Source organism: Niveispirillum fermenti (assembly GCF_048066175.1).
Classification (GTDB): domain Bacteria; phylum Pseudomonadota; class Alphaproteobacteria; order Azospirillales; family Azospirillaceae; genus Niveispirillum; species Niveispirillum fermenti.
Window position 1 is genome coordinate 184,406 of the sequence record NZ_JBLTXA010000003.1, and the last position, 23,774, is coordinate 208,179.

Annotated in this window: 24 protein-coding genes and 4 tRNA genes; 17 read left to right on the forward strand and 11 right to left on the reverse strand. The window is 67.5% G+C overall.

What is annotated here, in order from left to right; all coding sequences use genetic code 11:
* Positions 1-16: 16 nt before the first annotated feature.
* Positions 17-1,234, reverse strand: a complete 1,218-nt coding sequence (gene trpB / locus ACM9LZ_RS04330) for a tryptophan synthase subunit beta (protein ID WP_416618123.1) — start codon at positions 1,232-1,234, stop codon at positions 17-19.
* A 133-nt stretch (positions 1,235-1,367) separates the two neighbouring features.
* The gene (locus tag ACM9LZ_RS04335) at positions 1,368-2,513 is read right to left on the reverse strand and encodes a succinylglutamate desuccinylase/aspartoacylase family protein (RefSeq protein ID WP_416618124.1); all 1,146 of its coding nucleotides are present in this window, start codon (positions 2,511-2,513) and stop codon (positions 1,368-1,370) included.
* A 90-nt stretch (positions 2,514-2,603) separates the two neighbouring features.
* Between ACM9LZ_RS04335 and ACM9LZ_RS04340 the strand changes: the two genes are divergently transcribed.
* Genes ACM9LZ_RS04340 through ACM9LZ_RS04355 form a run of 4 tightly spaced genes read left to right on the forward strand, consistent with a single transcriptional unit; the run spans position 2,604 to position 5,779 of the window.
* Entirely contained in the window at positions 2,604-3,827 is a 1,224-nt protein-coding gene (locus ACM9LZ_RS04340) for a hypothetical protein (protein WP_416618125.1), read from the forward strand.
* Between the two features lie 46 nt (positions 3,828-3,873).
* A complete protein-coding gene (locus ACM9LZ_RS04345; RefSeq protein ID WP_416618126.1) occupies positions 3,874-4,179 on the forward strand; it encodes a hypothetical protein in 306 nt (101 codons plus the stop codon).
* Positions 4,146-4,805 carry a hypothetical protein gene (locus ACM9LZ_RS04350; protein WP_416618127.1) on the forward strand — a complete coding sequence of 220 codons (660 nt, stop codon included), beginning with the start codon at positions 4,146-4,148 and terminating at the stop codon, positions 4,803-4,805. Before ACM9LZ_RS04345 ends, ACM9LZ_RS04350 begins: the two co-directional genes overlap by 34 nt.
* Positions 4,802-5,779, forward strand: coding sequence for a glycosyltransferase family 2 protein (locus tag ACM9LZ_RS04355; protein WP_416618128.1), 978 nt, complete (start codon positions 4,802-4,804; stop codon positions 5,777-5,779). Before ACM9LZ_RS04350 ends, ACM9LZ_RS04355 begins: the two co-directional genes overlap by 4 nt.
* On the opposite strand, the gene ACM9LZ_RS04360 is transcribed toward ACM9LZ_RS04355, so the two are convergent.
* The 6 genes from ACM9LZ_RS04360 to ACM9LZ_RS04385 all read right to left on the reverse strand — a co-directional run bounded on the left by ACM9LZ_RS04360 (position 5,686) and on the right by ACM9LZ_RS04385 (position 13,244).
* The gene (locus tag ACM9LZ_RS04360) at positions 5,686-6,159 is read right to left on the reverse strand and encodes a helix-turn-helix domain-containing protein (RefSeq protein WP_416618129.1); all 474 of its coding nucleotides are present in this window, start codon (positions 6,157-6,159) and stop codon (positions 5,686-5,688) included. The genes ACM9LZ_RS04355 and ACM9LZ_RS04360 overlap by 94 nt on opposite strands.
* A gap of 204 nt (positions 6,160-6,363) precedes the next feature.
* A complete protein-coding gene (locus tag ACM9LZ_RS04365) occupies positions 6,364-7,131 on the reverse strand; it encodes a glycosyltransferase (RefSeq protein WP_416618130.1) in 768 nt (255 codons plus the stop codon).
* Positions 7,132-7,134: 3 nt separating this feature from the next.
* Positions 7,135-10,131, reverse strand: a complete 2,997-nt coding sequence (locus ACM9LZ_RS04370) for a polysaccharide biosynthesis/export family protein (RefSeq protein WP_416618131.1) — start codon at positions 10,129-10,131, stop codon at positions 7,135-7,137.
* Between the two features lie 138 nt (positions 10,132-10,269).
* Positions 10,270-11,148: an N-carbamoylputrescine amidase gene (aguB, locus tag ACM9LZ_RS04375; protein ID WP_416618132.1), complete on the reverse strand. Its 879-nt coding sequence runs from the start codon at positions 11,146-11,148 to the stop codon at positions 10,270-10,272.
* Positions 11,149-11,311: 163 nt separating this feature from the next.
* Positions 11,312-12,298, reverse strand: coding sequence for a FecCD family ABC transporter permease (locus ACM9LZ_RS04380; protein WP_416618133.1), 987 nt, complete (start codon positions 12,296-12,298; stop codon positions 11,312-11,314).
* Positions 12,299-12,305: 7 nt separating this feature from the next.
* Entirely contained in the window at positions 12,306-13,244 is a 939-nt protein-coding gene (locus ACM9LZ_RS04385) for an ABC transporter substrate-binding protein (RefSeq protein ID WP_416618134.1), read from the reverse strand.
* Positions 13,245-13,500: 256 nt separating this feature from the next.
* On the opposite strand from ACM9LZ_RS04385, the gene ACM9LZ_RS04390 reads away from it, so the two are divergent.
* Complete coding sequence (locus tag ACM9LZ_RS04390) at positions 13,501-14,064, forward strand: AAA family ATPase (RefSeq protein ID WP_416618135.1); 564 nt, start codon at positions 13,501-13,503, stop codon at positions 14,062-14,064.
* On the opposite strand, the gene ACM9LZ_RS04395 is transcribed toward ACM9LZ_RS04390, so the two are convergent.
* Complete coding sequence (locus ACM9LZ_RS04395) at positions 14,057-15,361, reverse strand: pentapeptide repeat-containing protein (protein WP_416618136.1); 1,305 nt, start codon at positions 15,359-15,361, stop codon at positions 14,057-14,059. The genes ACM9LZ_RS04390 and ACM9LZ_RS04395 overlap by 8 nt on opposite strands.
* A 117-nt stretch (positions 15,362-15,478) precedes the next feature.
* Here ACM9LZ_RS04395 and phoU point away from each other — a divergent pair, with 117 nt between their 5' ends.
* From phoU to ACM9LZ_RS04415, 4 genes are all read left to right on the forward strand, one after another.
* A complete protein-coding gene (phoU, locus tag ACM9LZ_RS04400; protein ID WP_416618137.1) occupies positions 15,479-16,210 on the forward strand; it encodes a phosphate signaling complex protein PhoU in 732 nt (243 codons plus the stop codon).
* A 121-nt stretch (positions 16,211-16,331) separates the two neighbouring features.
* On the forward strand, positions 16,332-16,829 hold the full coding sequence (locus ACM9LZ_RS04405; protein ID WP_416618138.1) for a PAS domain-containing protein: 498 nt from the start codon (positions 16,332-16,334) through the stop codon (positions 16,827-16,829).
* 103 nt (positions 16,830-16,932) lie between these two features.
* Positions 16,933-17,706, forward strand: a complete 774-nt coding sequence (locus tag ACM9LZ_RS04410) for a hypothetical protein (RefSeq protein ID WP_416618139.1) — start codon at positions 16,933-16,935, stop codon at positions 17,704-17,706.
* Positions 17,707-17,822: 116 nt separating this feature from the next.
* Complete coding sequence (locus ACM9LZ_RS04415; protein WP_416618140.1) at positions 17,823-18,059, forward strand: hypothetical protein; 237 nt, start codon at positions 17,823-17,825, stop codon at positions 18,057-18,059.
* A 58-nt stretch (positions 18,060-18,117) separates the two neighbouring features.
* Here the strand turns inward: ACM9LZ_RS04415 and ACM9LZ_RS04420 are convergent.
* Together ACM9LZ_RS04420 and rlmB are read right to left on the reverse strand one after the other, a co-directional pair.
* Positions 18,118-18,192, reverse strand: a tRNA-Thr gene (locus tag ACM9LZ_RS04420).
* A 53-nt stretch (positions 18,193-18,245) separates the two neighbouring features.
* Positions 18,246-19,466: a 23S rRNA (guanosine(2251)-2'-O)-methyltransferase RlmB gene (rlmB, locus tag ACM9LZ_RS04425; protein WP_416618141.1), complete on the reverse strand. Its 1,221-nt coding sequence runs from the start codon at positions 19,464-19,466 to the stop codon at positions 18,246-18,248.
* A 138-nt stretch (positions 19,467-19,604) separates the two neighbouring features.
* Here rlmB and ACM9LZ_RS04430 point away from each other — a divergent pair.
* The 8 genes from ACM9LZ_RS04430 (at position 19,605) to rplA (ending at position 23,551) form a co-directional block, all read left to right on the forward strand.
* Positions 19,605-19,689 (forward strand) — tRNA-Tyr (locus ACM9LZ_RS04430).
* A 79-nt stretch (positions 19,690-19,768) separates the two neighbouring features.
* Positions 19,769-19,842, forward strand: a tRNA-Gly gene (locus ACM9LZ_RS04435).
* Positions 19,843-19,909: 67 nt separating this feature from the next.
* The gene (gene tuf / locus ACM9LZ_RS04440; protein ID WP_416618142.1) at positions 19,910-21,097 is read left to right on the forward strand and encodes an elongation factor Tu; all 1,188 of its coding nucleotides are present in this window, start codon (positions 19,910-19,912) and stop codon (positions 21,095-21,097) included.
* Positions 21,098-21,362: 265 nt separating this feature from the next.
* Positions 21,363-21,438, forward strand: a tRNA-Trp gene (locus tag ACM9LZ_RS04445).
* 85 nt (positions 21,439-21,523) lie between these two features.
* The gene (gene secE / locus ACM9LZ_RS04450) at positions 21,524-21,739 is read left to right on the forward strand and encodes a preprotein translocase subunit SecE (RefSeq protein ID WP_416618143.1); all 216 of its coding nucleotides are present in this window, start codon (positions 21,524-21,526) and stop codon (positions 21,737-21,739) included.
* Positions 21,740-21,741: 2 nt separating this feature from the next.
* Positions 21,742-22,272 (forward strand): transcription termination/antitermination protein NusG, encoded by a 531-nt coding sequence (nusG, locus tag ACM9LZ_RS04455; protein WP_416618144.1) that lies wholly within the window; start codon positions 21,742-21,744, stop codon positions 22,270-22,272.
* Between the two features lie 137 nt (positions 22,273-22,409).
* Complete coding sequence (gene rplK, locus ACM9LZ_RS04460; protein ID WP_416618145.1) at positions 22,410-22,844, forward strand: 50S ribosomal protein L11; 435 nt, start codon at positions 22,410-22,412, stop codon at positions 22,842-22,844.
* Complete coding sequence (gene rplA, locus ACM9LZ_RS04465; protein WP_416618272.1) at positions 22,844-23,551, forward strand: 50S ribosomal protein L1; 708 nt, start codon at positions 22,844-22,846, stop codon at positions 23,549-23,551. The genes rplK and rplA overlap by 1 nt, the downstream gene beginning before the upstream one ends.
* Positions 23,552-23,774: the final 223 nt, after the last annotated feature.

Genomic DNA, 23,774 nt, shown 5'->3' on the forward strand with positions numbered 1-23,774 from the left:
TGCTCCGGACAAGCGATCAGAGTGCCACGCCCAGCTCGTTGCCGATGGTGAAGATGTCCTTGTCACCGCGACCCGACAGGTTCACGACCAGGAGCGTGTCCCTGGGCAGCGTCGGGGCCAGCTTGGCGACCACGGCCAAGGCGTGGCTGGGCTCCAGGGCGGGCAGGATGCCCTCCAGGCGGGCCAGCAGTTGGAAGGCGTCCAGCGCCTCCTTGTCCGTGGCGCTGACATATTCGACGCGGCCCACCTCGTGCAGCCAGGCATGTTCCGGGCCGATGCCCGGATAGTCCAGCCCGGCGGAGATGGAATGGCCTTCCAGGATCTGGCCGTCTTCATCCTGCAGAAGATAGGTGCGGTTGCCATGCAGCACGCCGGGGCGCCCACCGGCCAGACTGGCGGCATGGCCGTTGGGCGTGTCCAACCCGTGGCCGCCGGCCTCCACGGCGACCATGCGCACCGACGGGTCGTCCAGGAACGGGTGGAACAGGCCCATGGCATTGGACCCGCCGCCGATGCAGGCGACCAGCAGATCGGGCAGGCGGCCTTCCATCTCCATCATCTGCTGGCGCGTTTCCTCGCCGATAATGTTCTGGAAGTCGCGCACCATGGCCGGATAGGGATGGGGGCCGGCGACGGTGCCGATGATGTAGAAGGTATCCTCCACATTCGTCACCCAGTCGCGCAGCGCATCGTTCATCGCGTCCTTCAGCGTCGCGGCACCGCTGGTCACGGCCTTCACCTCCGCCCCCAGCAGCTTCATCCGGAACACGTTGGGCGCCTGGCGCGCGATGTCGGTGGCGCCCATGTAGATCGTGCAGGGCAGGCCCATCAGGGCGCAGACCGTGGCTGTGGCCACGCCGTGCTGTCCGGCACCCGTTTCCGCGATGATCCGCTTCTTGCCCATGCGCTTGGCCAGCAGGATCTGGCCCATGCAATTGTTGATCTTGTGCGCGCCGGTATGGTTCAGCTCCTCGCGCTTCAGATAGATCCGCGCGCCGCCGAAATGGCTGGTCAGCCGCTCGGCGAGGTAGAGCGGGCTGGGCCGGCCCACATACTGCTTCAGATAGCCTGCCAGTTCGGCGTGGAAGGCCGGATCGGCCTTCGCCTCCTCATAGGCCTTTTCCAGGTCCAGGATCAGCGGCATCAGCGTTTCGGCCACGAAACGGCCCCCGAATATGCCGAAATGCCCGTGCTCGTCGGGGCCGTTGCGGTAGCTGTTCAAGGGCTTGTTCATCGGATGACCATCATGCTGGCGCGAATGTGACAGGCAAACTAGACCGCCGGCCCGGGATTTCCAAGTCCGCACGGGTCTGTATTGCATCATGGCGCGGCGGCGATTTCGCGGGCAATGAAATGTCCGCTTCGCATCAGGCCGTCAGCAGGGGACCGCTGGTCACCAGCACTTCCCGGCCCGCGATGGACAGGAGGATGTCGCCGGGGCAGGCATAGCGGTTTCGCGACCGGGCCCAGACGGGGCCGTCGCTGGCGGCATGACAGGCGTGGCGGGTGCCCGTCATCGGGTCCAGCACGCAGGCGACATGCTGTCCGGCCTGTACCTGCTCACCCAGCATGGCATGGTACAGCACCACGCCACCGGCCGGCGCGCGCACCCTGTCCACGGCGGCCAGCGGCGTGGCGATGTCGGCGGCAATGGCCATGGCGGGTGCGGGCACGTCCAGGATGCCGCGCCAGCCCAGGTGATCGATCAGGGCATCGGCATCCCGCCGCGCCATCGTCTCGTCGACATCATGCTGGCCGCGCAGTTCCACGGTCACCGAAATGCAGCCCACGGGAATGGGGGTGGCGGGGCCGCCATGCCCGCGGCGCAGGCTGTCCCACGGGGTGGAACACACCTCGTCGAAGGGGTTGCCGCCCGATGTCTCGGCCAGCAGCGCCACCCCGCAATCCAGGCGGGCCGCCAGATCGTCCACACCCAGCGGCCAGCAGCAGGGGGTGGTGTACAGATGCATCAGCGCCTCGCTGTCGCAATGCAGATCCAGCACAAGATCGGCATCCACGGCATGCGACAGCAGCAGTTTGCGCAGCGCCTCGGTCTCCGTCCGGGTCCGGATTTCGCCGGCCGCCTGTGAAAGGGCTGCCTGCAGAAGGCGCCGGTTGGCCTCGGGGTCTGCCGACAGCGGTCCCAGCGTTCCGGCCGCCAGCCGTGCCGACACCGGATCGGACAGGTCGGCGAAGGCGCGGTTGAAATTGACCCCGCCGGCCAGGTCGAATCGGCCCATATGACCGCCCATGATGATCTGGTCCAGCCCGATCGGGTTGGCCATGGGGATCAGCACGACATGGCCCGCCACCTTGCCCTGCCCGTCCAGTGCGGCCAGCCGGTCGATCAGGTGGCGGGCAACCAGCATGCCGGGCAATTCATCAGCATGCAGGCCGGCCTGGATATAGGCCTTGGGCCGGGCGCCCGGCTGCCCGAACTGGTGGATGGTCAGCTGCCGGCTGGTGCCCGGCCGGCCGTGCGGCAGTGCGATGGTGTCGATCTGGTGCGTCATGGCCAGGGATTTGGACCCGGCACGGCATGCTTGTCCAGTCCCGATCCCATGGCACAATGGGTGTTGAGGAAGATGGTTGCGGATCGCGTGATGCGGGTAGGGTGGGCGGAAGATAGACGCTGGGTGGCGCTGGGGCTGGCCTTCATCGCCTATGGGCTGGGCAGCGCACCCGCCCCACCCGGCATCCGTTTGCAGGAACTGCTGGTTTTCGTCGGCATCGCGGTCTGTGCCGGCCTGGCTGTTCCCTGGCGCTTCCTGTCCGGCCTGGCCGTAGCACGGGGGCCGGCCGTGCTGGGGATCGGGTCCGCCATCATGGTCTGGCTGTTCTGGCAGGGGCTGGTTCGGGGCCTTTGGAACGGCTGGGGCCTGACAGACATGGTGCGCGACATCGTGCCCATGATGTTCCTGGCGCTGCCATTGCTGCTGGCCCCCGCGCTGGCGCATCTGCCCGACCGGTCGGCTGATCGGCTGGCCGATGCGGCGGCGATGGGCGGGGTGGCCCTGGCCATGCGCTGGTGGCTGGATGCCGGCATGGCCTTGTCCGCTGTCGGTTCCGCCCCCCTGGGCGAGGGGCGGGACTATCTGTTGAACAGTGCGCTGATTCCCTTTGCCTCGGTCTGGCTGGGGCTGCGCGGGATGGACGGGCTGGCGATGGGGACGGGCTGGTTCAGGCGGGTGCCGGCCCTGCTGGCGCTGGCCGGTGCCGCCTGCTGTCTGCTGGCCCAGGCCGCCACCCTGCATCGCGCCGGGCTGGGCCTGTCGCTGCTGGCGCTGCTGGCGGGTCTGGCGCTGCCCCTGTGGCGGCTGGTGGTGCGGCGGCCCGTATGGCTGGTGCTGGGGCTGTTCCTGCTGGCCTTGTTCCTGTTGGTCATCCGTGAACCGCTGGCCGGCGTGGCGGGGTTGCTGGCGGACAAGACGCAGGCGGTGGGGCTCAACAACCGCGCCGATGAATTTCTGGCCGTCCTGGACCAGATGGGTCGCAGCCCGGTGGCCTTCCTGTTCGGCGACGGCTGGGGCGCGCTGGTGGCCAACCCGGCCGTTGGCTGGTGGCGGGTATCCTATACCCACAGCGCCGCCAGCTATTTCCTGTTGAAGCTGGGGGCCGTGGGGCTGGCGCTGGTCGTGATCTATGCCGGATTGCTGGCCGGCCTGGTGGTTCGCAGCCCCGCTGTGCCGATGCGTCTGCTGCTGGCGGCCACGCCGTCGCTGCTGCTGGGATTGCTGCTGCATACAAGCTTCAAGTACATTTGTTTCAGCATGATTATATCATTGGTCGCAGGGAGGGCGCTTTCCGGGCTTTACAAGAGAATATGATGCATACATCCTCTTCTTCAGGTGAGTATAAGAAGAGGCATCCCCCGTGCCGGACAGTCTCGGCTCCACTGTGGCGCTGCCCGCGCCGGGCATCCTGGAAATGTTTCGCGCGCTGGCGGGGGATTGGCGGCGGCTGGCCCTGGCCACTGCGGTGGGCGTGGGGCTGATGGTGCTGGCGCTGCACCTTGTCACGCCGCAATTTACCGCGAGCATGGTGGTGGGCCCACCCGGCCGGTCGGGGCCGGCCGCCATGGGCCCGCGTGCCCCGGCCCTGTCGCCGGCCGCAGCATTGCCGAACCGGGGGCGGCGGACGAGCTTGTGTCCGACTTCGCCCGTTATCTGGCCCTGCTGACCTCGGTGCCCGTGGCGGAAAGGCTGGAGGCGGACCCGGCCATCATGCGGGTCCTGTTCAAGGACAGTTGGGATGCCGAAGCCGGTGGCTGGCGCCCCCCCGTCGGCCTCACCGCCCTGCTGGGCCGGACCCTGCGATGGGTGGCCGGGCATCCCACCTGGGCCCCGCCGGATGCCGTGGACCTGTCGCGACACCTGAAGAAATATCTGGCCATCGAATCGGTGTCCGGCGGCCCCATGCGACGCCTGGTCTATCGGCATGAGCGGCGGGATTTCGCATTGCTGCTGCTGGCCCGGCTGCATGGCGCCACGGAGGCGCATCTGCGGGAGGAGGCGCGGCGGCGCCTGCGGGCCGAGATGGACCATGTCGGCAGCCGGCTGGCCACCATGTCCAACCTGGACCGGTCGCGGTCGCTGACCGGGATGGTGGCGGATCAGGAACAGACCCTGATGATGCTGGAACTGGGCCTGCCCTTCGCGGCGGATCCGCTGGAGGCGCCGTCCGCCCCGGCGCTGGCCGACTGGCCCAATCCCGTGCTGTTGTTGCCGGCGGGCGGGCTTGCCGGCTTCGCGCTCTGCCTGTTCGTGCTGTCCGCCCGGTTCGGGTGGCGCCGGGGGTGGGCATGAGCGGTGATATCCCCGCCACCGTCATCGTGATGACCCGTAACGAGGCGGCGAACATCACCGCCTGCCTGGCCTGCCTGGACCGTTTTGCACAGGTGCTGGTGGTGGACAGCCACAGCGAGGATGGAACCGACAGCCTTGCCAAGGCGGCGGGCGCGGAAATCCTTCCTTTCCGCTGGAACGGCCTTTACCCCAAGAAGAAGCAATGGTCGCTGTCGCATCCGCGGGTACGACACGACTGGGTGCTGTTCATCGATGCCGACGAGCGGGTGCCGCCCGCCCTGGCGGAGGAGATCGCGGTGCTGTTGCGCGGTGAGAGCCGCCATGATGCCTTTTTCATCGACAGCCGGCCCGTCTGGCTGGGCCGCACGCTGCGCTTCGGCACCCCTTACCGCAAGATCGCCCTGCTGCGCCGCGACCGGGTGCGTTTTCCGACCTGCGACGATCTGCACATCACCCGCATGTGGGAGGTGGAAGGCCATTATCAGCCCGTTGCTGACGGGTCGGTGGGCCGGCTTTGCGCCTTCATGCTGCATGATGATGCCAAGCCGCCGGCCGCCTGGTTCGATCGTCACAACCGCTATTCGGACTGGGAAGCGGGGCTGTCGCGGTATGCGGCCCGCGGACAGCAGGTACGGCTGGCCGGTGAACGCGGCTGGCGGCGCCGGGCCAAGCATCTGGTGGCGTCCCTGCCGTGCCGGCCGTTGCTGGCGTTCCTGCACGCCTATATCTGGTGCCTTGGCTTTCTGGATGGCCGGGCGGGGCTGCACCATGCCCTGGCCCGGGCCTTCTACTATTGGTCGATCGACCTGAAACGCGACTGGCTGGCCACGCGGGACGCAGCCAGCCAGATGGACCGTTCAGGCGCTGGGGACCGGTATGATCAACCGGCCTTGGTGCTGTCCGTCGCGTCGCCGGCCAGGGTCTTGACCAGTTCGAACGTGCGGCGGCGGATGGATTCGTCGGGAATCCGGTAATAGGCGCGGACCAGTTCCAGCGTCTCGCGGCGTGCCATCGACTCGAACTCCTGCGTCTCGCTGGGCTCCTCCTGGACCAGGGTGGCCTCCGGCGCCGGCAGATCGTCGAAGAAGAAGGTCACGGGCACGCCCAGCACCTGGGACAGGTTGAACAGGCGGCTGGCGCTGATGCGGTTGGCACCGCGCTCATATTTCTGAAGCTGCTGGAAGGTGATGCCCACCGCCTCGCCCAGTGTTTCCTGGCTCAGGCCCAGCAGGGTGCGGCGCAGGCGAAGGCGCTGGCCGACATGGATATCGATCGGGTTCGGACCTTCTCCCCGCTTCGACAGGGAATAGGCCTGGGCAAGCCCGGCCTTCGACGGGTTTCTTTTTTCAAGCATCGCTATACTCCTTCGCGCCTGACAGTTACCGCTACATATAGAACCCCGGTTTGTCCGCTCCAATACGGCTAGTTGCATAGTCACAGGTTGCGAACCGGTCACGGTTCGGGGCGGCAGAGGCGCATAGCGGCGGGTGTAACGCTTGAAAACATTGTGTCAATGGCGGTTTAACACCCTCCTGTGGTGGCCATGTTCAGGGTTTCTTTACCGGAAAACCCAAAAGGCATAGCCCCTTGGAAATATATGTCGCATCGTGCCTGCGACAATTTGTATCAGATAAATTCCCTTGGATAAAATCCGTGGCATTTTAAGCAAGTGCTGCCGGATGTACGCCTGCTCCATCCTGCCCAATGCCGCATATCTACGGGACAATCCGCCGGGTGCAAACCGGGCGACGACGCGCGCGGCGCGTGCGACTCGGGGCGTACGCCGCAGGGCCGCCAATGTGAAGGCATAATCCCCCGCGACCTTGTACCCTTGTTCCATCCGCAGGCCTGCGACCAGGGCGCGGCGGTAATATAGCGCGCAATGGTGGGCCGGCATGCCGTAGAATGCCCATCGCCAATGTCGCGCCGGTTTGCGCCGGACCCGCCCGTCGCCTGGGTCCTCCAGCGTATCGCCATAGAAGATGTCGGCGTCCCGGCCCGCCAGCAGGCCGGACAGGTCCTGAAGGACATCGTCGTCGGCCAGCAGGTCGCCGGCATTCAGGAACAGCAGGAAATCGCCCTGTGCATGCGCCATGGCCCTGTCCATGCCGTCGAAGGGGCCGCCATCGGGCCGGCTGTCGGCCCAGTCCGGCGGCCGCGGAACGGCGGCCAGTGCCGCCAGGGTGGCCGGGCCGGACCCGCCATCGGCCACCAACCATTCGAACGCCGTCCAGCGCTGGGCCGCCACACTTCCCGCCGTCGCCGCCAGCCCTTCGGGATCGTCGCGCACGACGGTAATGATGGACAGGCGGGGCGGTGGTGCCATGGATCAGTCCTGGATGGCTGCGATGGCGGCGGCGCTGAAGGCGATCTGGCTCAGGATCGTGGTGATGCTCTGTGCCAGCGGCAGCCATTCGAACGGCTCCGCGTCGCGGGGCACCACCAGCATGGAACCGGGCGTGATGGCCATGGCGCGATGCGACAGCCAGCCGCTGCGCAAGGGCTCGGCCGCGCCATCGGGATGGATGATGAAGATGCGGCCATCATCGGCGTAGCGGGTCAGTCCGCCCGCCTCGCGCAGGTAATCGCGCGGCGTCTTTTCCGGATCGAACAGCAGCGATGCGGGGGACAGCACCTCCCCCGACACCGTGACGGTCAGTGGCCGCCGGGGAATATGGATGCGATCGCCGGGCATAAGGGGAATGTCCAGTTCGGGCCGGTCGGCCAGCACACCGGGATCGGCCTTCACGGTTATGCGTCCCAGGGCGCTGACCCCGCGCAGATCCTCCGTCAGGCGGCGCAGCAGGTCCACACGCGCCGGGTCGGGCGGGTTCTTGCCGCCCAGCATCTGGGCCAGTTGCCGGTCCAGTTCCCGCGCATTGCGTCGCAGCCCCTCCTCCTCCGCCAGCCGGGCGCTTTCGCGGGTGAAGATGGTGCCGTCGGGATAGGCATCGGCCGTCAGCCCGCCCGCACGGGTCAGCAGGCCGGACAATGTCTCGCCCGGCGCCAGATCGTAGGTTCCCGGCTCCATCACCTCTCCGGCCAGCAGCACGCTGCGCCGTTCCTGCGGCCGCTGCCGCAGCCCGACGCGCAGCGCCGAGCCCGGTGGTATGGATTGTGCCCCGGCGCTACCCTGCGGCAGCAGGCGGGGCTGCCCTGCGAACGGGTCGGTGTCGGGCCCGGCGGGGGGGTGGGGGGTCAGCTCCACCCGCGCGCCATCGGCATCCGGATGCAGGCCGCCGGCCACGCGCAACAGCAAATCCAGCGGGGCCGGACCTGCCACGGGGTATTCGCCGGGCCGCATCACCCCGCCCCGCACGGCGATGGTCCTTTCGCGCAACAGGGCGCGGGCGGCCGGTTCCAGCGGGTCCGGCGTGTCGGGATTGTCGGGTGCCGCCATCACCTCGGTCTGATGGAACAGCGTGACGCGGTCGCCGTCCCGCAGGCGCAGGTCGAACCTTCCGGCCAGGACATCGGCCGGGGCGAACAGGTGTGTCCGCCGCGCCGGTCCCGCGGGGTCGGCACGGTCCAGGATGGCCGCCAGCCCGTAGGCGTCCGGCAGCGGGGCGCCCGCCCCCGTCAACAGGCTGCGCAGGCTGCCGCCGTCGAAGGGGCGAAGGCCCGGCTGGCGCACCGCCCCGGCCAGCAGGATGCCGTCGCCCCCCGCATCGGCCACCTGGCCGGGATGGGCCAGTTCGCGCCCCTCGTGCCGCCCGCCGGCCACCGGCGCCAGCAGAGACAATGCCACCGGGCCGGCCACGGGATAGGGACCGGGCCGCATCACGCCGCGCCGCAGGAACACCGATTGCCGCAGCAGGAAGGGCAGAAGGTCGGGATCATCGATGAACAGGGATGGGCAGGGCAGGGGCGGTCCTTCCATCCCTGTGGCGGCCAGGGCGCCCGGCCCGGCGGCCAGCGGTCCCCCGGGGTCGGCCGTCAGCGCGGCGGCCAGCGACGCCAGGCCGGGGCAGGCCGCGACCGCGCCTGGATCGGGGAAACGCCCGGCCAAAAGCGACAGCACGGCCCGGCTGCGCAGGAACGCCACATCGGTCGCAGCCAGCAGCAGCAGCCGGTCCCCGTCGCGCGCTTCCTCCCCCTGGTGGCCGGCCAGCAGGGCGGCAAGGTCCAGGGCCAGCATCTCCGGCGGGCCGCCGGCCGCCGGCCGGCGCAGCAGGATGGCGACGGGATAATAGATGTCGGCCGGCAGCATATCCGCATCCACCAGCCCGGCCAGCCGCATGCCCGCCGCCAGCGGCCGTTCCCCTGGTTCCGCCACGGCACCGCCCAGTGTCACGCTGCCCTGACGGGCGCCGCCCAGCGGGGCATGCAGCAGAAGGTCGCCGTCGCGCAGGGGCAGCGGTGTGCCAGCCGATACGGGCTGTGGCCGTTCCACCCCCTGGGCGTCATAGCGCAGCAAGGTCGACCGGTCCTGTCCCGGCCGCAGGCTGCCACCGGCCAGCGCAAGCAGGTCCGCCGTATCGTCCGGGCCGGTCAGGCCCCCGTCACCGGCCGGCAATTCATAAAGGCCGGGGCGCTTTACGGCGCCGGCCGCGGCCACGACGGGCCCGATGGGCGGAATGACAAGCCGTGTGCCGTCGGCCAGCAGCCGGGTGGCGGCACCGTCGCCACGTGTCATCAGATCGTAAAGATCGACCAGGGTCTCCTGTCCGCCGGGCTCCAGCAGGCGGATGGCACGCAGGCTGCCATCCGGCAGCACGCCGCCGGCCGCCTGCAAGGCATCCAGCGCTGTGGCGAAGGCGGGCAATTGCTGACGGCCCGGCCGCGCCACCTGGCCCAGCACCAGCACCCCGACCTGTCGGGGTGCCACAACCGACAGAAAGGCCTGGGTCTGGAGATGGGCCACGGCGATGGCCGCCTCCACCTCCTCCCGCACGTCCCGCAGGCTGCGGCCGGCGGCGGCGATAGGGCGGAGATCCTCGATCAGCAGCAGCCCGTCGGCGCCGATCCGGTACAGCCTGCTGCGCGACACCTGCCCCCGCAGCAACAGCGACAATTCATCGCCGGGGCCCAGACGGTATTCGTCGCCCACCATGCCCAGCAGCGGCGTGCCGTTCGTCTGTGGTCCGCTCGTCTGCAATCCGGGCGCCGGCGGCCCGCCGAACAGGTCACGCCCAAACAGGGTCAGTACCTGGCCCGCGCGCTGGCTGAACATCCGCTCCAGCCGTCCCTGGGGCGGCTGGCCGGATTGCGGCTCGGCCGCCACTGTCATCCGCGGCTCGGCCGCCACTGTCATCCGCGGCTCGGCCGCCACTGTCATCCGCGGCTCGGCCGCCACTGTCATCCACGGCTCGGCCGTGCCGGTCATCCGCGGCTCGGCCGCCGCAACCGTCAAAGCTGTGATTGTCAGAAGGAAGATCAGACAAAAGAGCAGGCGCAAGGTTGCAATGGGTCCTTAAGGGTGCAGGACCACAGGATTACACATATATTCGGTTTATTAAAGACGCTATGCGTGGCGCAGGCTGCCATCCAGGCTCAGGATCGGGGCGTAAAGCGTGGGGCGCCGGTCTCGGAACACGCCCCAGCCGGCGCGCGTGCGGGCGATGGCGTCCAGGTCGAATTCCTGCACCAGCAATGCTTCCTCCCCCCGACCCGCCTCGGTCAGTTTGGCCCCCTTCGGGTCGGTGATGAAGCTGGACCCGTAGAAGGTAATGCTGCCCGTGTCGAAATCCTCCTGCCCGATGCGGTTGCTGGCGATCACGGGGATCAGGTTGGCCCCGCTATGGCCCTGCATCACGCGCTGCCAATGGTCACGGCTGTCCAATGTCGGGTCCTGCGGTTCGGAACCGATGGCCGTGGGATAGAACAGCAGTTCTGCCCCCTGCAGCGCCATGACGCGCGCGGCTTCGGGAAACCACTGGTCCCAGCAGATGGCGGTGCCGATACGGGCGTATCGGGTCTGGCAGGTCCTGAACCCGGTATCCCCGGGGTTGAAATAATATTTCTCCTGATAGCCCGGCCCGTCGGGAATATGGCTCTTGCGATAGATGTCCAGGATGGTGCCGTCGGCATCAATGGTGGCCAGTGAATTGTAATGGGCGTTGTTTGCCTTTTCGAAAAAGGACAGGGGCAGCACGACCGCCAGCTCCCGCGCCAGGGACTGAAAATGTGACAGCAGCGGATTGCCGGCGGCCGGTGCGGCCAGTTCGAAATATTCCGGCTTCTGGTCCTGACAGAAATAAGGGGTTTCAAACAGTTCCTGGATCAGGATGATCTGTGCGCCCCTCGCATGGGCGTCGCGGATCATCCGTTCCGCCTTGGCGATATTGGCTTCGCGATCCCAACTGCACGCGAACTGCGTGGCGGCGACGGTCACCTTGCGCATGTCATCATCCCCGGAGAAAAGTCCGGCTCCCAGCATAGTCAAGCCAGGGCCGGGGGGTGAGTGAAATTCCCGCTTAACCCCATGGTCCGGCGATCGCAACCGGCGGCCGGCGTCCATCGCCGGCGTCCATCGCCGCAGCCGGGGCCCGCAGCCGGGTCCCGCATCAAACCAGCCGTGCGCGCGTCTTCAGCACCAGGACCAGGAAGAAGGGCGCGCCCAGCAGGGCCGTGACGACACCCAGCTTCAGTTCCTGTCCCGGCCCGCCCAGGCGGACGGCGGTGTCGGCGGCCAGCAGCAGGGCGGCCCCGCCCAGGGCCGACAGCGGCAGCAGGCGCGATGGCTGCGCCCCGGCCAGCGGGCGCAGGAGATGCGGCACGATCAGCCCGATGAAGCCGATGGCGCCGGCTACCGACACTGCCGCCCCCACCGACAGCGCCGTGCCGATGATGACCAGCGCGCCCGTGCGACCGGGGTTGAACCCCATGGACCGCGCCGTTTCCTCCCCCAGTGACAGGGCGTCCAGCCCGCGACCGGCCAGCAGCAGCAAAAGCGCACCGGCCAGCATGAAGGGGGCCGCCACCGTCACATGATCCATGGACCGGTCGGCCAGCGATCCCAGCATCCAGAACACGATTTCCGACAGGGCGAACGGATTGGGCGACAGCGACAGGGCCAGGGAAGTCAGCGCCGACGCCAGGCTGCTGATGGCCACGCCGGCCAGGATCAGGGTCAGGACGGAGGCCTGACGCCCGGCCAGCAGATAAAGAAGGGTAACGGCGACCAGCGCCCCGGTCATGCCGCCCAGGGGCAGGGCCAGCGGGAAAACCAGGGTCATCCCGGCATAAAAGGCGATGACCGCGCCCAGCCCGGCACTGGCCGACACGCCGATCAGGGCCGGCTCGGCCAGCGGATTGCGCAAAAGCCCCTGCAGGGCGGCGCCGGCCAGCCCCAGCACGGCACCGATGCCCAGCCCCAGCAGGGCGCGGGGCAGGCGAATGTCGGCGAAGATGATGGCGGCCGTTCCGTCGCCCCCCCGCCACCATTCGCCGACGGCCAGCGGCAGTGACACGGCGCTGGGGCCCACGGCCAGCGAGGTGACGAAGAAAAGCGGTACGGCCAGGATCAGCAGCGGCAGGGTCCAGCGCGGCATGGATGGGTCATTCCTTCTCAGAACCGGGCCGTCTTGAAACCCGGCCTTCGTCAAAAACGGTCTCCGCCAGAAGCCGGTCGCGGGCGGCGGCCAGGCCGGCCACGGCTTCTGCGGTGAAAGGCCCGCCGCAGGTCCACAGCCGGCCCGGCACCACGGGCCGCCGGCCGGCCGGCACGGCATGGGTCAGGGCCGGGTGGGTCAGCATCTGCCCGTTCAGCGACGGGTGCCGCCCCTCGTCGGTGCCGGCGACCAGCAGATCGGGCGGGTCGGCGGCCACGGTCTCGACCGACAGATAGCCATAGCCGGCAAGGCCCTTGCCGGCGGCATAATTGTCCAGGCCCGCCGCCCGCATGACGGCGTCGTAAAGCGTGCCGGACCCGGCCGTGAAGGCACCGGGCGCCAGCGACAGCACGCGCAGCCGCCGCGCCGGCCCGTCGGCCCGGCGGGCGGCGGCCAGCATGGCATCCATCTCCGCGATGGCAGCTTCGCCCCGCGCCGTTTCGTCCAGGGCGGCGGCCACCTGCCGGATCTGGGCACGGATATCGTCGAAATCATTCACCAGGCCGATTTCCAGCACGGGGATGCCGCGGGCGCGCAGCAGGGCGATGGTGTGGCGCGTCGTGAAGGCGCCGGCCAGGACGAGGTCGGGCTTGAGGGGCAGCACCTCTTCCGCCATGCCCTGCAGAAGCGGAATGCGGCCCACCTGTCCGGCCAGGGCGGACAGGCCGGGATCGGCGGCCAGATGCGTCAGCCCTGCGATCCTGTCACGCGGCAACAGCAGCAAGGCCAACTGGTCGGTGCAGAGATTAAGGGAAACAACCCGCGCCGGCCCCGCTTTCGCCGCAATCGGCACCAGCATCGCCATGGTGACGACACAGAGGGCGGCGAAGACGGAGAGGCCGCATCCCCGCCTTTCGGAGGGATTGGCGGCGGGAGCGCTAGGCACGATGCTATCCTTTGGACCCGTACATCCGCCCGACGGCGGATGCGACCTTATACCAAACTGCGATGAGTGGACCTTATCGCAATTTGCTACGGCGGCGACTGCCGCCGCGCCGCTCGTGCGGCATCGCCAAGCCAACGGATGTTGGCGCCGGCATTTGAGGGCGGTAATCAGAGCCAACAGGCTCTGATTACCGCAATGCAGTATTATAAGGCCGATGGAACGGCACGGGCAAGTTCTGGGGGAGGTGGCGCAGGAGATGACGCGACAGCCACGCATCGGGATTGCCGGCAGCGCCGGCACCGGAAAATCGACCTTGGCCGCCCGCCTGTCGGGGGACCTTGGCCTGCCCGTGCGCCAGGAGGCGATGCGCGCCAGACTGGCGGCCGGGTTCGATTTCCACGATCTGACCCGGGATGGACACAGGCGGTTGCTGGCGGGGGATGCCGACGCGCTGGCGGCCGATCTGGCCCGCGGCGACGGGCTGGTCACCGACCGCACGCCGCTGGATTTCGCGGCCTTCTGGCTATCCAACGGCTTTGGCGTGGATGACCCGGCCGCAACGGAGGCGCTGCTGGCCCGTGCCGTCTGCGCCATGGCGGATTACAGCCTTGTCGTGCTGCTGCCCTGGGGGGCCATGCCCCTGGCCGGCGACGGGGTGCGGTCCACCAATCCCTGGCTGCAGCTTCATTTCCAGACGGTGCTGGAAGGGCTGTGCCAGCGCTATGTGGCGCCCGCGCGCCTGTTGTCGCTGGCCGATGCGCCGGCCGACACGGCAACGCGGTTGTTACTGGTGCGTTCGCGTCTGGCGGTGCTCAACTGAAATCATCATCCTCATCGGGTGCGGGCAGGGCCGCCCCCTTGGTGACGGCCCCCGCCATGTCGGCGCCTCGCATGTTGGCATCCAGCAGGTTGGCGTCGGTCAGGTCCGCATCGCGCAGATTGGCGCCCGACAGGTTCACGCCGCGCATGCTGGCGCGGGTCAGGCTGGCCTGGACAAGGGTGGTGTTGGACAGGTTGGCGGGCCATTTGCGGCCCGTGCCGCGGCCGTTCGGCCCCTTGATCTCCACCGAGCCGACCTTGGCACCGTCCAGCTTGGCGCCCGTCATGTCGCTGCCGCGCAGGTTGGCCCCGTCCAGCGTGGCACCCGTCAGGTCGGCATAGTTCAGGGCCGCGCCCGACAGGTCGGCCATGATGAACAGGCCGTCGCGCAGCTTGGCGCCCGACAGCTTCACGCCCTTCAGATTGGCGCCGCCCAGGTTGGCACCGGCCAGGTCGATATGCGACAGGTCCTGGCCCTCCAGGTCGGCACGCTCCCCCTTCTCGCCATTGCTGGTGATCCAGGTCTGGTGCTGGCTGAGGATGCGTTGGATGGTGGCAGAGAAGCTTTCAGCCGAGCGGCTGAAATTGGCGCCCAGCATGTCGACATTGGACAGGTCGACCCCTTCCAGATTGGCCCCCTGCAGGTCGGCATTGCGCAGGTTGGCGCCGGCCATCACTGCGCCGGCCAGATTGCAGTCGCGCAGCCGCGCACCGGCCAGGTTGGCGCCAGCCAGGCTGACGCCGCGCATGTCGCTGCCCGCGAAATTGGCGTTCTTCATGACCGACCGGGCCATGTTGCAGCCGGCCATCTGCGCACCTGAGCAATCCGCGCCCACCAGCGAGCATTCCGACAGGTCGGCCCCGGCCAGATTGGCATTGGCCAGCGTGGCGTCATCCATGTCGGCACCGCGCAGATCCGACGGTTCCATCCGCACATTGCCGGGATTGCGCCGGTCCAGCAGCGCACCGCCCCGCAGGTCCGCCCCGCGCAGGATGGCGCATTTCAGCCGGGCGCCGCGCAGGTGGGCGCCGCGCAGGTCGGCATTGGTCAGGTTGGTATTGACCAGGATGGCGCGGCTCAGCCTTGCGGCGAACAGGTCGCATGCCGACAGGTTGGCACCGGTGAAGTCGCAATCGGAAAGGTCGGCGCCGGAAAACTTGCCATTCTGCAAGTTGGCACCGGAGAAATTATGGCCCTGCAGGTCAGCCAGCGCCAGCATGGCGCGGGCGCCGCCCGTCAACCTTTTCAGCCAGCGTTCATGTTTGTCTATGACGGCAAGCAATTCATGCGGGGTCATCGTGGCGGGAGCCCGTTCGCGAAAGATGAACTTTTCTTGAACCTGCCACAGGCGCGGACATTTGTGTTAGATGCTTTCTTGACAATTGTATCCGTTTCCAAGGCCGGAGCCCGCCCCGTGGACGAGAAAAGCAGCGTCGTGCCCACGCGCCATATCGTGAGCGCGTTCGACGAGCAGTTGGATATCCTGCACGAACTGATCCGGGAGATGGGCCGGGTGGCCGTTCGCCAGATCACGGAGGCGGTGACCGCCATGACCGAGCGTGACGGCGACCTGGCCACCGCCGTCATGGCCCGCGACAGCGTGCTGGATGATCTGGAACGCAAGGTGGAGGCGCAGACCATGCGCCTGCTGGTGCTGCGCCATCCCAAGGCCAACGATCTGCGCGATGTCATCGCCGCCATGCGCATCGCCAACAATCTGGAGCGAATCGGCGATTTCGCCTCCAACGTCGCCAAGCGCACCATGGTGCTGCAGACCTTGCCGGAAGTGGCGCTGGCCCGATCCATGCGGCCCATCGCCCGATCGGTGGCCGACATGCTCGAACTTGTCATGCAAGCCTATGACGAGGCGGATGATACCAAGGCCCTCGCCGTGCGCGACAAGGATGAGGAGGTGGACCGCGCCTATACCGCCCTGTTCCGCGAGTTGCTGACATATATGATGGAAGGCCCGGTCCGCATCACGGCCTGCACCCATCTGCTGTTCGCGGCCAAGAATCTGGAGCGTATCGGCGACCATGCCACAAACATCGCCGAGACCCTTTGCTATCGCGTCCAGGGGCAGCCCCTGGACGCCGCCCGGGCCAAGGGCGACGATACCGCCGCCGTCACGGTGATGCCGGCCTGATCCGGCCCTTGCCCCGCGACGGTTGAGCTGGGCCTTCCCTTTCATCGAAAGGGTTGCCGAATCCCGGGCCTGGCCCCACCTTGATTGATGGTGGGGCCGCAGTGATCGGGGGCCGGTGGCCATGACGGATGCCTACATACTGGATATCGGCCCGGCGCAGGGCAGCCTGCGGGCCTTGCCCCTGCGCATGCTGTTCGATGCCTGGACCCGTGCCATCCGGCCGGGGGATCGCCTGCCGCGCCTTGCTGCGATCGACCCGACGGTCCTGGCGGTGGTGGCTGACCGGTTCTGGTCCTTCGATCTCTTGCCGTCGCCGGTGCCGGGTGGCCGGCCCGATTTCCGCGGGCGGATTTTCGGGGCGGTCACCATCGCGTCCTATCAGATGGACCCTGCGGGACGGCTGGTCAGCGAGTTCATCCGCATGCCCGTTTATGCCCGCATCTTCCGCGTCCTGTCGGCCGTGGCGGGCGGCGGGGGACAACCGGTTCGCTTCGCGGCGGACCAGTCGGTGATGTCCGACGGGCGGTTGTCGGACGTGGAGGCGCTGGGCCTGCCCGTGACGGGAGATGATGGCGTCCTATCAGGGATCATCGGGGCCACCTACGCCCGTGGCGATTGACCGGGGCCGTTGTTTCATGCCGCTGGCATGGCGGTTGCTTGGCATGATCAGAATTTCGGGCCGATCCCGGACCCGTGCCCCTTTGAGAACCGGAACCGCCGCCATGCCCCGCCATTCCCCGTTCCTTCCCCGCCTCCGGGTCCATCCAGGGCTGGCCCTGCCGCTTCTCCTGGCGCTCTGCCTGGGGCTTGCGGGTTGTTCCGGCCGGCCCCTGGCCGTGGGCCAGGCGCTGCGGCCCCAGCCGGTGCTGCAATCGGCAGGGCAATGGCAGGTGGTCGCCGATGATGTCGCCTCGGCAATTTCAGCCCACCTGGAACTCCAGATGGGCAGGAAGGTGCCGGTGCAGGTCTATATGATGCGCCGCGACGATACGCTGTTTGCCGATGCCTTTCAGTCGGCCGTGACCACCAAGCTGGTACAGGCCGGCCATCTGGTATCGGTCGATGCGCGGCCCGACGTCGTCGCGGTCGGCATCGATGTGCTGACCGTGAAAAGCAGCGGTCCCCGCATGGCGGCCGACCCGTTCCCCGGTCCGCTGACGCTGCTGGCGGCGGGTGTCGGCGTGGCATCATACCTGTCGGGGGGTGACCTGCCCAAATTCCCCTGGGGCATCTCGGCAGGCCTGGCCGCGGTGGGGCTGGAGGCGCTGAATGCGAAGCCGGCGGAAACGGATATGGAGATGGTCCTGACCGTTTCCATCGCACGCGATGGTTTCTACACCTTCCGCACCAGCGCCGTTTACTATGTGAACGAGGCCGACCTCTGGCATTATGCCGGCACGGGATCGGCCCAGGGCATGCACCGGGTGAACCTGAACAGCGTGCCGCAGGGCACCGTGCGCTATGACCTGGGCGGCAAGCCCTATGTCATCAAGTGATGGCGGCCGCGGGCTCGGGCCCCAGGCTCGCTCCCTATCGCCTCTGCATCCCGGCCCGGCCCTTGCAATTCCCGGATAAAATCCTGGAACCGGTCGTCAGCCCTTACGGTGTTGGGATGTTCGACGCCGTGCATTCGCCTGACATTGCCGCACAGGTAGCAGGAGCAGGGCTTCAGGTGGTTGGCCACCCGGCCGGGCTCCTCGACATCTGGATAGAACCTGCGGGCACGCTGCTTCATGCGCGCATAATCGCGGCGGCGTTGGGCACGCTTGTTTTGCATCGGAACCCCGTCATTGGCGGCCCCATCGACGCCGATCCGGTATGGATCGGGTGGGATGGGGCTATCGCATGATCGGTCGATGCTTATTCATTGAGTGCCTTCGGGGCGGGCGCACTGGGGACGGGCGCACTGGTGCCGGCTGTCAGGATTGAACTGACGACCTACCGCTTACAAGGCGGTTGCTCTACCACTGAGCTAAGCCGGCGTTCCAGGCGGGTAACGCCGGAGGGCGGACCCTCCGGCGAATGGGCGGCGACATTAGCGCCGTCGGGCGACCTCGTAAAGGGCCACGGCGGCGGCGGTGGAAACATTCAGGCTGCCGACGGGGCCGCCGGTCGGCAGCTTGACGATTTCATCGCATCGTTCGCCGGTCAGACGCCGGATGCCGTCCCCTTCCGACCCCAGAACCAGTGCCGTCCGGCCGGACAGATCCACCTCGTGCAGGTGGCGGGCACCCGATTCGGCCAGCGCCACGGTCCAGAAGCTGGCGGCCTTCAACTGATCAAGCGCGCGCGCCAGGTTCGTGACGCGGACCAGCGGCACCGCCTCCACCGCGCCCGACGCCGTCTTGGCCAGCGTGCCTGTCACGGGCGGGGCATGCCGGTCCTGCACGATGACCGCCTTGGCGCCGAATGCCGCGGCGGAACGCAGGACGGCGCCCACATTGTGCGGATCGGTCACCTGGTCCAGCACCACGACCAAGGCTGTCGGATCATCGGCGGCGGCGTCGACGATATCCTCGATCTCCACTTCCGCCAAAGGCGCGCAGGAGAGCGCCACCCCCTGATGCACGGCACCCGGCGGCAGCAGCCTGTCGATCTCCTCCTTCTCCACCAGCCTTGGCTCGGGCCGGTCCAGTTCGGCCGTCGAGGCGGCGTCAAAGGCGGCATCGAGCGCCTCCAGCCCGGATTCGGTGACGAACAGGTCGCGGACCCGCCGGCGCGGGTTCGTCCAGGCCGCCGACACGGCATGCACCCCATAAAGCAGGTTGTGCTTGTTCAGGGCGGGGCCGGTGCTGGCACGCAGGGGCGTCGATTCGAGACCAAGTTCCTCCGCGGCGCTCAGCGGCCGGCGGCGTTCGGTGCCGGCGCGCTCCCGGTCCTGCGGGGCGCGGGCCGGGCGCCGCTCGTCCCGCCGGTCCTCGTGCCGGCGATCCTCCCGGCGATCGTCATGTCGACGATCCTCCCGCCGGGCGTCGCCGCCGCGGGCGGGGCGGGCGGATGAGCGCTGATCGCCTTCCTGCTCCCGCCGCGGGCCGCGGGCCGGACGGGCATCGTCCTCCCGCACGGGCCCCCGGGCGGGCCCGCGCAGCGGGCCGCGGGATGTCTTGGTCGCACCGGGCTTGCCGCCGCCGCGCGGCGGACGCGGGGCCTCTTCGCCGGAACGGTTGCTGGTGCGGCCACCGGTGCGCGAAGCGCCAGCGCCGCTGGCGCCGCTCTTGCCGCGGCCTGATTTGGGGGAGGGGGGTCGGTTTCTCATGATGGCACTTTCCGTCAAACCCCGCGTTTCCGCCAGTGGCTAGAAAGAATGAATGCGCATGTCAGAATGGCGTTGACATGGCCGATTTAATCCTTATAACCCGCCTCCGTTCCGGCCGCTGGCCGAGAGCGGCACCGAGGAAGGGTGGCCGAGTGGTTAAAGGCAGCAGACTGTAAATCTGCCCGCATAGCGTACGCTGGTTCGAATCCAGCCCCTTCCACCAGTTCAGGCGCGCCTCAGATGATGAGGCGCGCCGTTCTGCTTGAGGTGGCGCCATCGGTCTGGTGGTTGCAACGACTCGCGCGGGTGTAGCTCAATGGTAGAGCAGAAGCCTTCCAAGCTTACGACGAGGGTTCGATTCCCTTCACCCGCTCCAAATCAGAGTTTGTTTTCCACGACCCGGCGTCTTCTAGAGATCGCAGCAGGCAAGGGCACAGGATACCATGGCTAAGGCAAAGTTTGAGCGGACGAAGCCGCACTGCAACATCGGCACCATCGGCCACGTCGACCATGGCAAGACGTCGCTGACGGCCGCCATCACGAAGGTGCTGGCTGAAAAGGGCGGCGCGACCTTCACCGCCTACGATCAGATCGACAAGGCGCCGGAAGAGAAGGCCCGCGGCATCACGATCTCGACCGCTCACGTTGAGTACGAGACGGACAACCGCCACTATGCCCACGTGGACTGCCCGGGCCACGCCGACTATGTGAAGAACATGATCACGGGTGCGGCGCAGATGGACGGCGCGATCCTGGTGTGCTCGGCCGCCGACGGCCCGATGCCGCAGACGCGCGAGCACATCCTGCTGGCCCGTCAGGTCGGCGTGCCGGCGCTGGTGGTGTTCCTGAACAAGATGGACCTGGCCGATCCGGACCTGGTCGAGCTGGTTGAGCTGGAGCTGCGCGAGCTGCTGTCCTCCTACGGCTTCCCGGGCGACGATATTCCGATCGTGAAGGGTTCGGCGGTCTGCGCGCTGAACGACACGCAGCCGGAGATCGGCCGCGAGGCGATCCTGGCGCTGATGGCCGAGGTGGACAAGTACATCCCGCAGCCGGAGCGTCCGATCGACCGGCCGTTCCTGATGCCGATCGAAGACGTGTTCTCGATCTCGGGCCGTGGCACCGTGGTGACGGGCCGCGTCGAGAAGGGCATCGTCAAGGTGGGTGAGGAAGTCGAGATCGTCGGCCTGAAGGCCACGGTGAAGACGACCGTGACGGGCGTCGAGATGTTCCGCAAGCTGCTGGACCAGGGCCAGGCTGGCGACAATATCGGTGCGCTGCTGCGCGGCACGAAGCGTGAGGACGTGGAGCGCGGCCAGGTTCTGGCCAAGCCGGGCTCGATCACCCCGCACACGGACTTCGAGGCCGAGACCTACATCCTGACCAAGGAAGAGGGCGGCCGTCACACCCCGTTCTTCGCCAACTACCGTCCGCAGTTCTACTTCCGTACCACGGACGTGACCGGCTCGGTGACCCTGCCGGAAGGCACGGAGATGGTGATGCCGGGCGACAACATCCGCATCGGCGTCAAGCTGATCGCCCCCATCGCCATGGACGAAGGCCTGCGCTTCGCCATCCGCGAGGGCGGCCGCACCGTCGGCGCCGGCGTCGTGTCGAAGATCGTCAAGTAAGGTTGACGGGTCCCCGGACCCGTTGGGGAAGGGCCGCTGGTGACAGCGGCCCTTTTCCTTTTATTGGGAAGGGACTGGCGGCGTTGCCGCGGTCCTTATCCGGGATGCGGCGGGCGCAATGTTCCCCTGCAACGTGCCGGGCCGGCTTTCTGCAAACTGGCTGTTGCGTTGCGGGCTCAACTGCGCTATCAACCCGCACTCCCCGGGACCGCTCGGGGCGATGGCGATGTTTTGTCGCCGCCGCCCAGGACGGGACCAGCGGTGTAGGAGTGTAGCTCAATTGGTAGAGCACCGGTCTCCAAAACCGGGGGTTGGGGGTTCGAGCCCCTCCACTCCTGCCATTCCCTCCGGAATGGCCCCCTGCCGAAGATCGGCCCCAGCCGATGCCTGTGCCAGGGTGACCCGCAATGGTATGTGCATTCAGGAATGATGGCCGACGCCGACATGGCAAAAACCAATCCCGCAGAGTTCTTGCGCGAGGTGCGCCGTGAAGTGGCCAAGGTTACATGGCCGACGCGGAAAGAGACCCTCGTGTCCACCGGCATGGTGTTCGTCATGGTGACCCTGGCCGCCCTGTTCTTCCTGGTGGTGGACCAGATCATCGGATTCGGCATCCGCCTGATTCTTGGCATTGGGGGCTGACCATGACGATGCGTTGGTACGTCGTGCATGTCTATTCCGGCTTCGAGAAGAAGGTCGCCCAGGCGATCCGCGAGAAGGCCGCCCAGAAGGGCCTGGAAGAGCTGTTCGGCGACATCCTGGTCCCGACCGAAGAGGTCGTGGAGGTCCGTCGTGGCGCCAAGATCAATTCGGAGCGCAAATTCTTCCCCGGCTATGTGCTGGTGAAGATGGAGCTGACGGACGATACGTGGCATCTGGTCAAGAATGCGCCGAAGGTCAGCGGCTTCCTGGGGTCCGGCGGCAAGCCGCAAGCCATCTCGGAGCATGAGGCCCTGCGCATCATGAACCAGGTGCAGGAAGGTGTGGAACGGGCCAAGCCCTCCATCACTTTCGAGGTGGGCGAGCAGGTCCGCGTCACGGACGGTCCCTTCACCTCCTTCACCGGCCTGATCGAGGAGGTCGACGAAGACAGGACGCGCATCAAGGTTGCGGTGTCCATCTTCGGTCGCGCCACGCCGGTGGAACTGGAATATACCCAGGTCGAAAAGATCTGACCCGTTTCCGGCCGCCGATCCGTCGGTGGCCGGCTTTCGTCGTGGGAGGCTTTGCCCGAAAGTCCAAGGGCGGCCGCACCACGCAATCCCATGGCGGTTAGGGCCCGGCCCGGCCGCCAGATCATGAGGATCATGTCATGGCGAAGAAAATCGTCGGTTACATCAAGTTGCAGGTTCCGGCCGGCAAGGCCAATCCCAGCCCGCCCATCGGCCCGGCGCTGGGTCAGCGCGGCCTGAACATCATGGAATTCGTCAAGCAGTTCAATGCGAAGACGGCCCAGCTTGAGCAGGGTATGCCGATCCCGGTCGTGATCACCGCTTATGGTGACCGTACCTTCACCTTCGTGACCAAGACCCCGCCGGTGACCTACTTCCTGAAGAAGGCCGCCAAGATCGACAAGGGCTCCTCCACGGTCGGCAAGTCCGCCGCCGTCGGCAAGGTGACGACCAGCCAGGTCCGCGCCATCGCCGAGCAGAAGATGGTCGATCTGAACGCGAACGACGTTGAAGCCGCGATGACGATGATCGTCGGTTCCGCCCGTTCCATGGGTCTCGAAGTGGTGGAGGGCTGATCATGGCCATCGGTAAGCGTCTGAAGAAGGCCAACGGCAACGTTGACCGCGCCAAGTTCTACGAGCTGGGCGATGCCATCACCACCGTGAAGGGCAACGCCACCGCCAAGTTCGACGAGACCGTCGAGATCGCGATGAACCTGGGCATCGATCCGCGTCACGCCGACCAGCAGGTCCGTGGCATGGTCGTTCTGCCCAACGGCACGGGCAAGACCGTCCGCGTCGCCGTGTTCGCCCGCGCCGCCAAGGCCGAGGAAGCCAAGGCCGCCGGTGCCGACATCGTCGGTGCCGATGATCTGGCCGAGCAGATCCTGGCCGGCAACATGGATTTCGACCGCTGCATCGCGACCCCGGACATGATGGGCGTGGTCGGCAAGCTGGGTAAGGTTCTGGGCCCCCGCGGCCTGATGCCGAACCCGAAGCTGGGCACCGTCACCCCGAACGTCGGCGAGGCCGTGAAGGCCGCCAAGGGCGGTTCGGTCGAGTTCCGCGCCGAGAAGACCGGTATCATCCATGCCGGCGTCGGCAAGGCCAGCTTCTCTCCGGAAGCCCTGGAGGAGAACGTGAAGGCCTTCGTTGCGGCCATCAACCGTGCTAAGCCCTCGGGCGCCAAGGGCACCTATATCGAGAAGGTCTCGCTGTCCTCCTCGATGGGTCCGGGCCTGAAGCTGGACGTGCAGGCGCTGGCCGCCGCGCTGAACGCCTGAGTCCGGTACTGAGTTTCCCGTTCCGGTCCGCCGGGGCGGGATCGGGCCCTCTCCGGAGGGTCCACCCTGTCCGAGACCGCCGTGCGCCGATGGGACCTGTCCCTGACGCTTAATAGTCCAGCCGGCGCAGACAGGAGCAAAAGCATTGAATTGCCGGGACGGCCGTAGCCGCCCTGGACATGATGGCTTGAAGCTTCTGGGACAGGTAACCCCGATCCGGGCT

Excerpts from the sequence above, each read along its gene's own strand:
- trpB (WP_416618123.1), bottom strand. The coding sequence starts at position 1,234 with ATGAACAAGCCCTTGAACAGCTACCGCAACGGCCCCGACGAGCACGGG.
- ACM9LZ_RS04335 (WP_416618124.1), bottom strand. The coding sequence starts at position 2,513 with ATGACGCACCAGATCGACACCATCGCACTGCCGCACGGCCGGCCGGGC.
- ACM9LZ_RS04340 (WP_416618125.1), top strand. The coding sequence starts at position 2,604 with ATGCGGGTAGGGTGGGCGGAAGATAGACGCTGGGTGGCGCTGGGGCTG.
- ACM9LZ_RS04355 (WP_416618128.1), top strand. The coding sequence starts at position 4,802 with ATGAGCGGTGATATCCCCGCCACCGTCATCGTGATGACCCGTAACGAG.
- ACM9LZ_RS04360 (WP_416618129.1), bottom strand. The coding sequence starts at position 6,159 with ATGCTTGAAAAAAGAAACCCGTCGAAGGCCGGGCTTGCCCAGGCCTAT.
- ACM9LZ_RS04365 (WP_416618130.1), bottom strand. The coding sequence starts at position 7,131 with ATGGCACCACCGCCCCGCCTGTCCATCATTACCGTCGTGCGCGACGAT.
- ACM9LZ_RS04370 (WP_416618131.1), bottom strand. The coding sequence starts at position 10,131 with ATGACCGGCACGGCCGAGCCGTGGATGACAGTGGCGGCCGAGCCGCGG.
- aguB (WP_416618132.1), bottom strand. The coding sequence starts at position 11,148 with ATGCGCAAGGTGACCGTCGCCGCCACGCAGTTCGCGTGCAGTTGGGAT.
- ACM9LZ_RS04380 (WP_416618133.1), bottom strand. The coding sequence starts at position 12,298 with ATGCCGCGCTGGACCCTGCCGCTGCTGATCCTGGCCGTACCGCTTTTC.
- ACM9LZ_RS04390 (WP_416618135.1), top strand. The coding sequence starts at position 13,501 with ATGACGCGACAGCCACGCATCGGGATTGCCGGCAGCGCCGGCACCGGA.
- ACM9LZ_RS04395 (WP_416618136.1), bottom strand. The coding sequence starts at position 15,361 with ATGACCCCGCATGAATTGCTTGCCGTCATAGACAAACATGAACGCTGG.
- ACM9LZ_RS04405 (WP_416618138.1), top strand. The coding sequence starts at position 16,332 with ATGACGGATGCCTACATACTGGATATCGGCCCGGCGCAGGGCAGCCTG.
- ACM9LZ_RS04410 (WP_416618139.1), top strand. The coding sequence starts at position 16,933 with ATGCCCCGCCATTCCCCGTTCCTTCCCCGCCTCCGGGTCCATCCAGGG.
- ACM9LZ_RS04415 (WP_416618140.1), top strand. The coding sequence starts at position 17,823 with ATGTTCGACGCCGTGCATTCGCCTGACATTGCCGCACAGGTAGCAGGA.
- rlmB (WP_416618141.1), bottom strand. The coding sequence starts at position 19,466 with ATGAGAAACCGACCCCCCTCCCCCAAATCAGGCCGCGGCAAGAGCGGC.
- tuf (WP_416618142.1), top strand. The coding sequence starts at position 19,910 with ATGGCTAAGGCAAAGTTTGAGCGGACGAAGCCGCACTGCAACATCGGC.
- secE (WP_416618143.1), top strand. The coding sequence starts at position 21,524 with ATGATGGCCGACGCCGACATGGCAAAAACCAATCCCGCAGAGTTCTTG.
- nusG (WP_416618144.1), top strand. The coding sequence starts at position 21,742 with ATGACGATGCGTTGGTACGTCGTGCATGTCTATTCCGGCTTCGAGAAG.
- rplK (WP_416618145.1), top strand. The coding sequence starts at position 22,410 with ATGGCGAAGAAAATCGTCGGTTACATCAAGTTGCAGGTTCCGGCCGGC.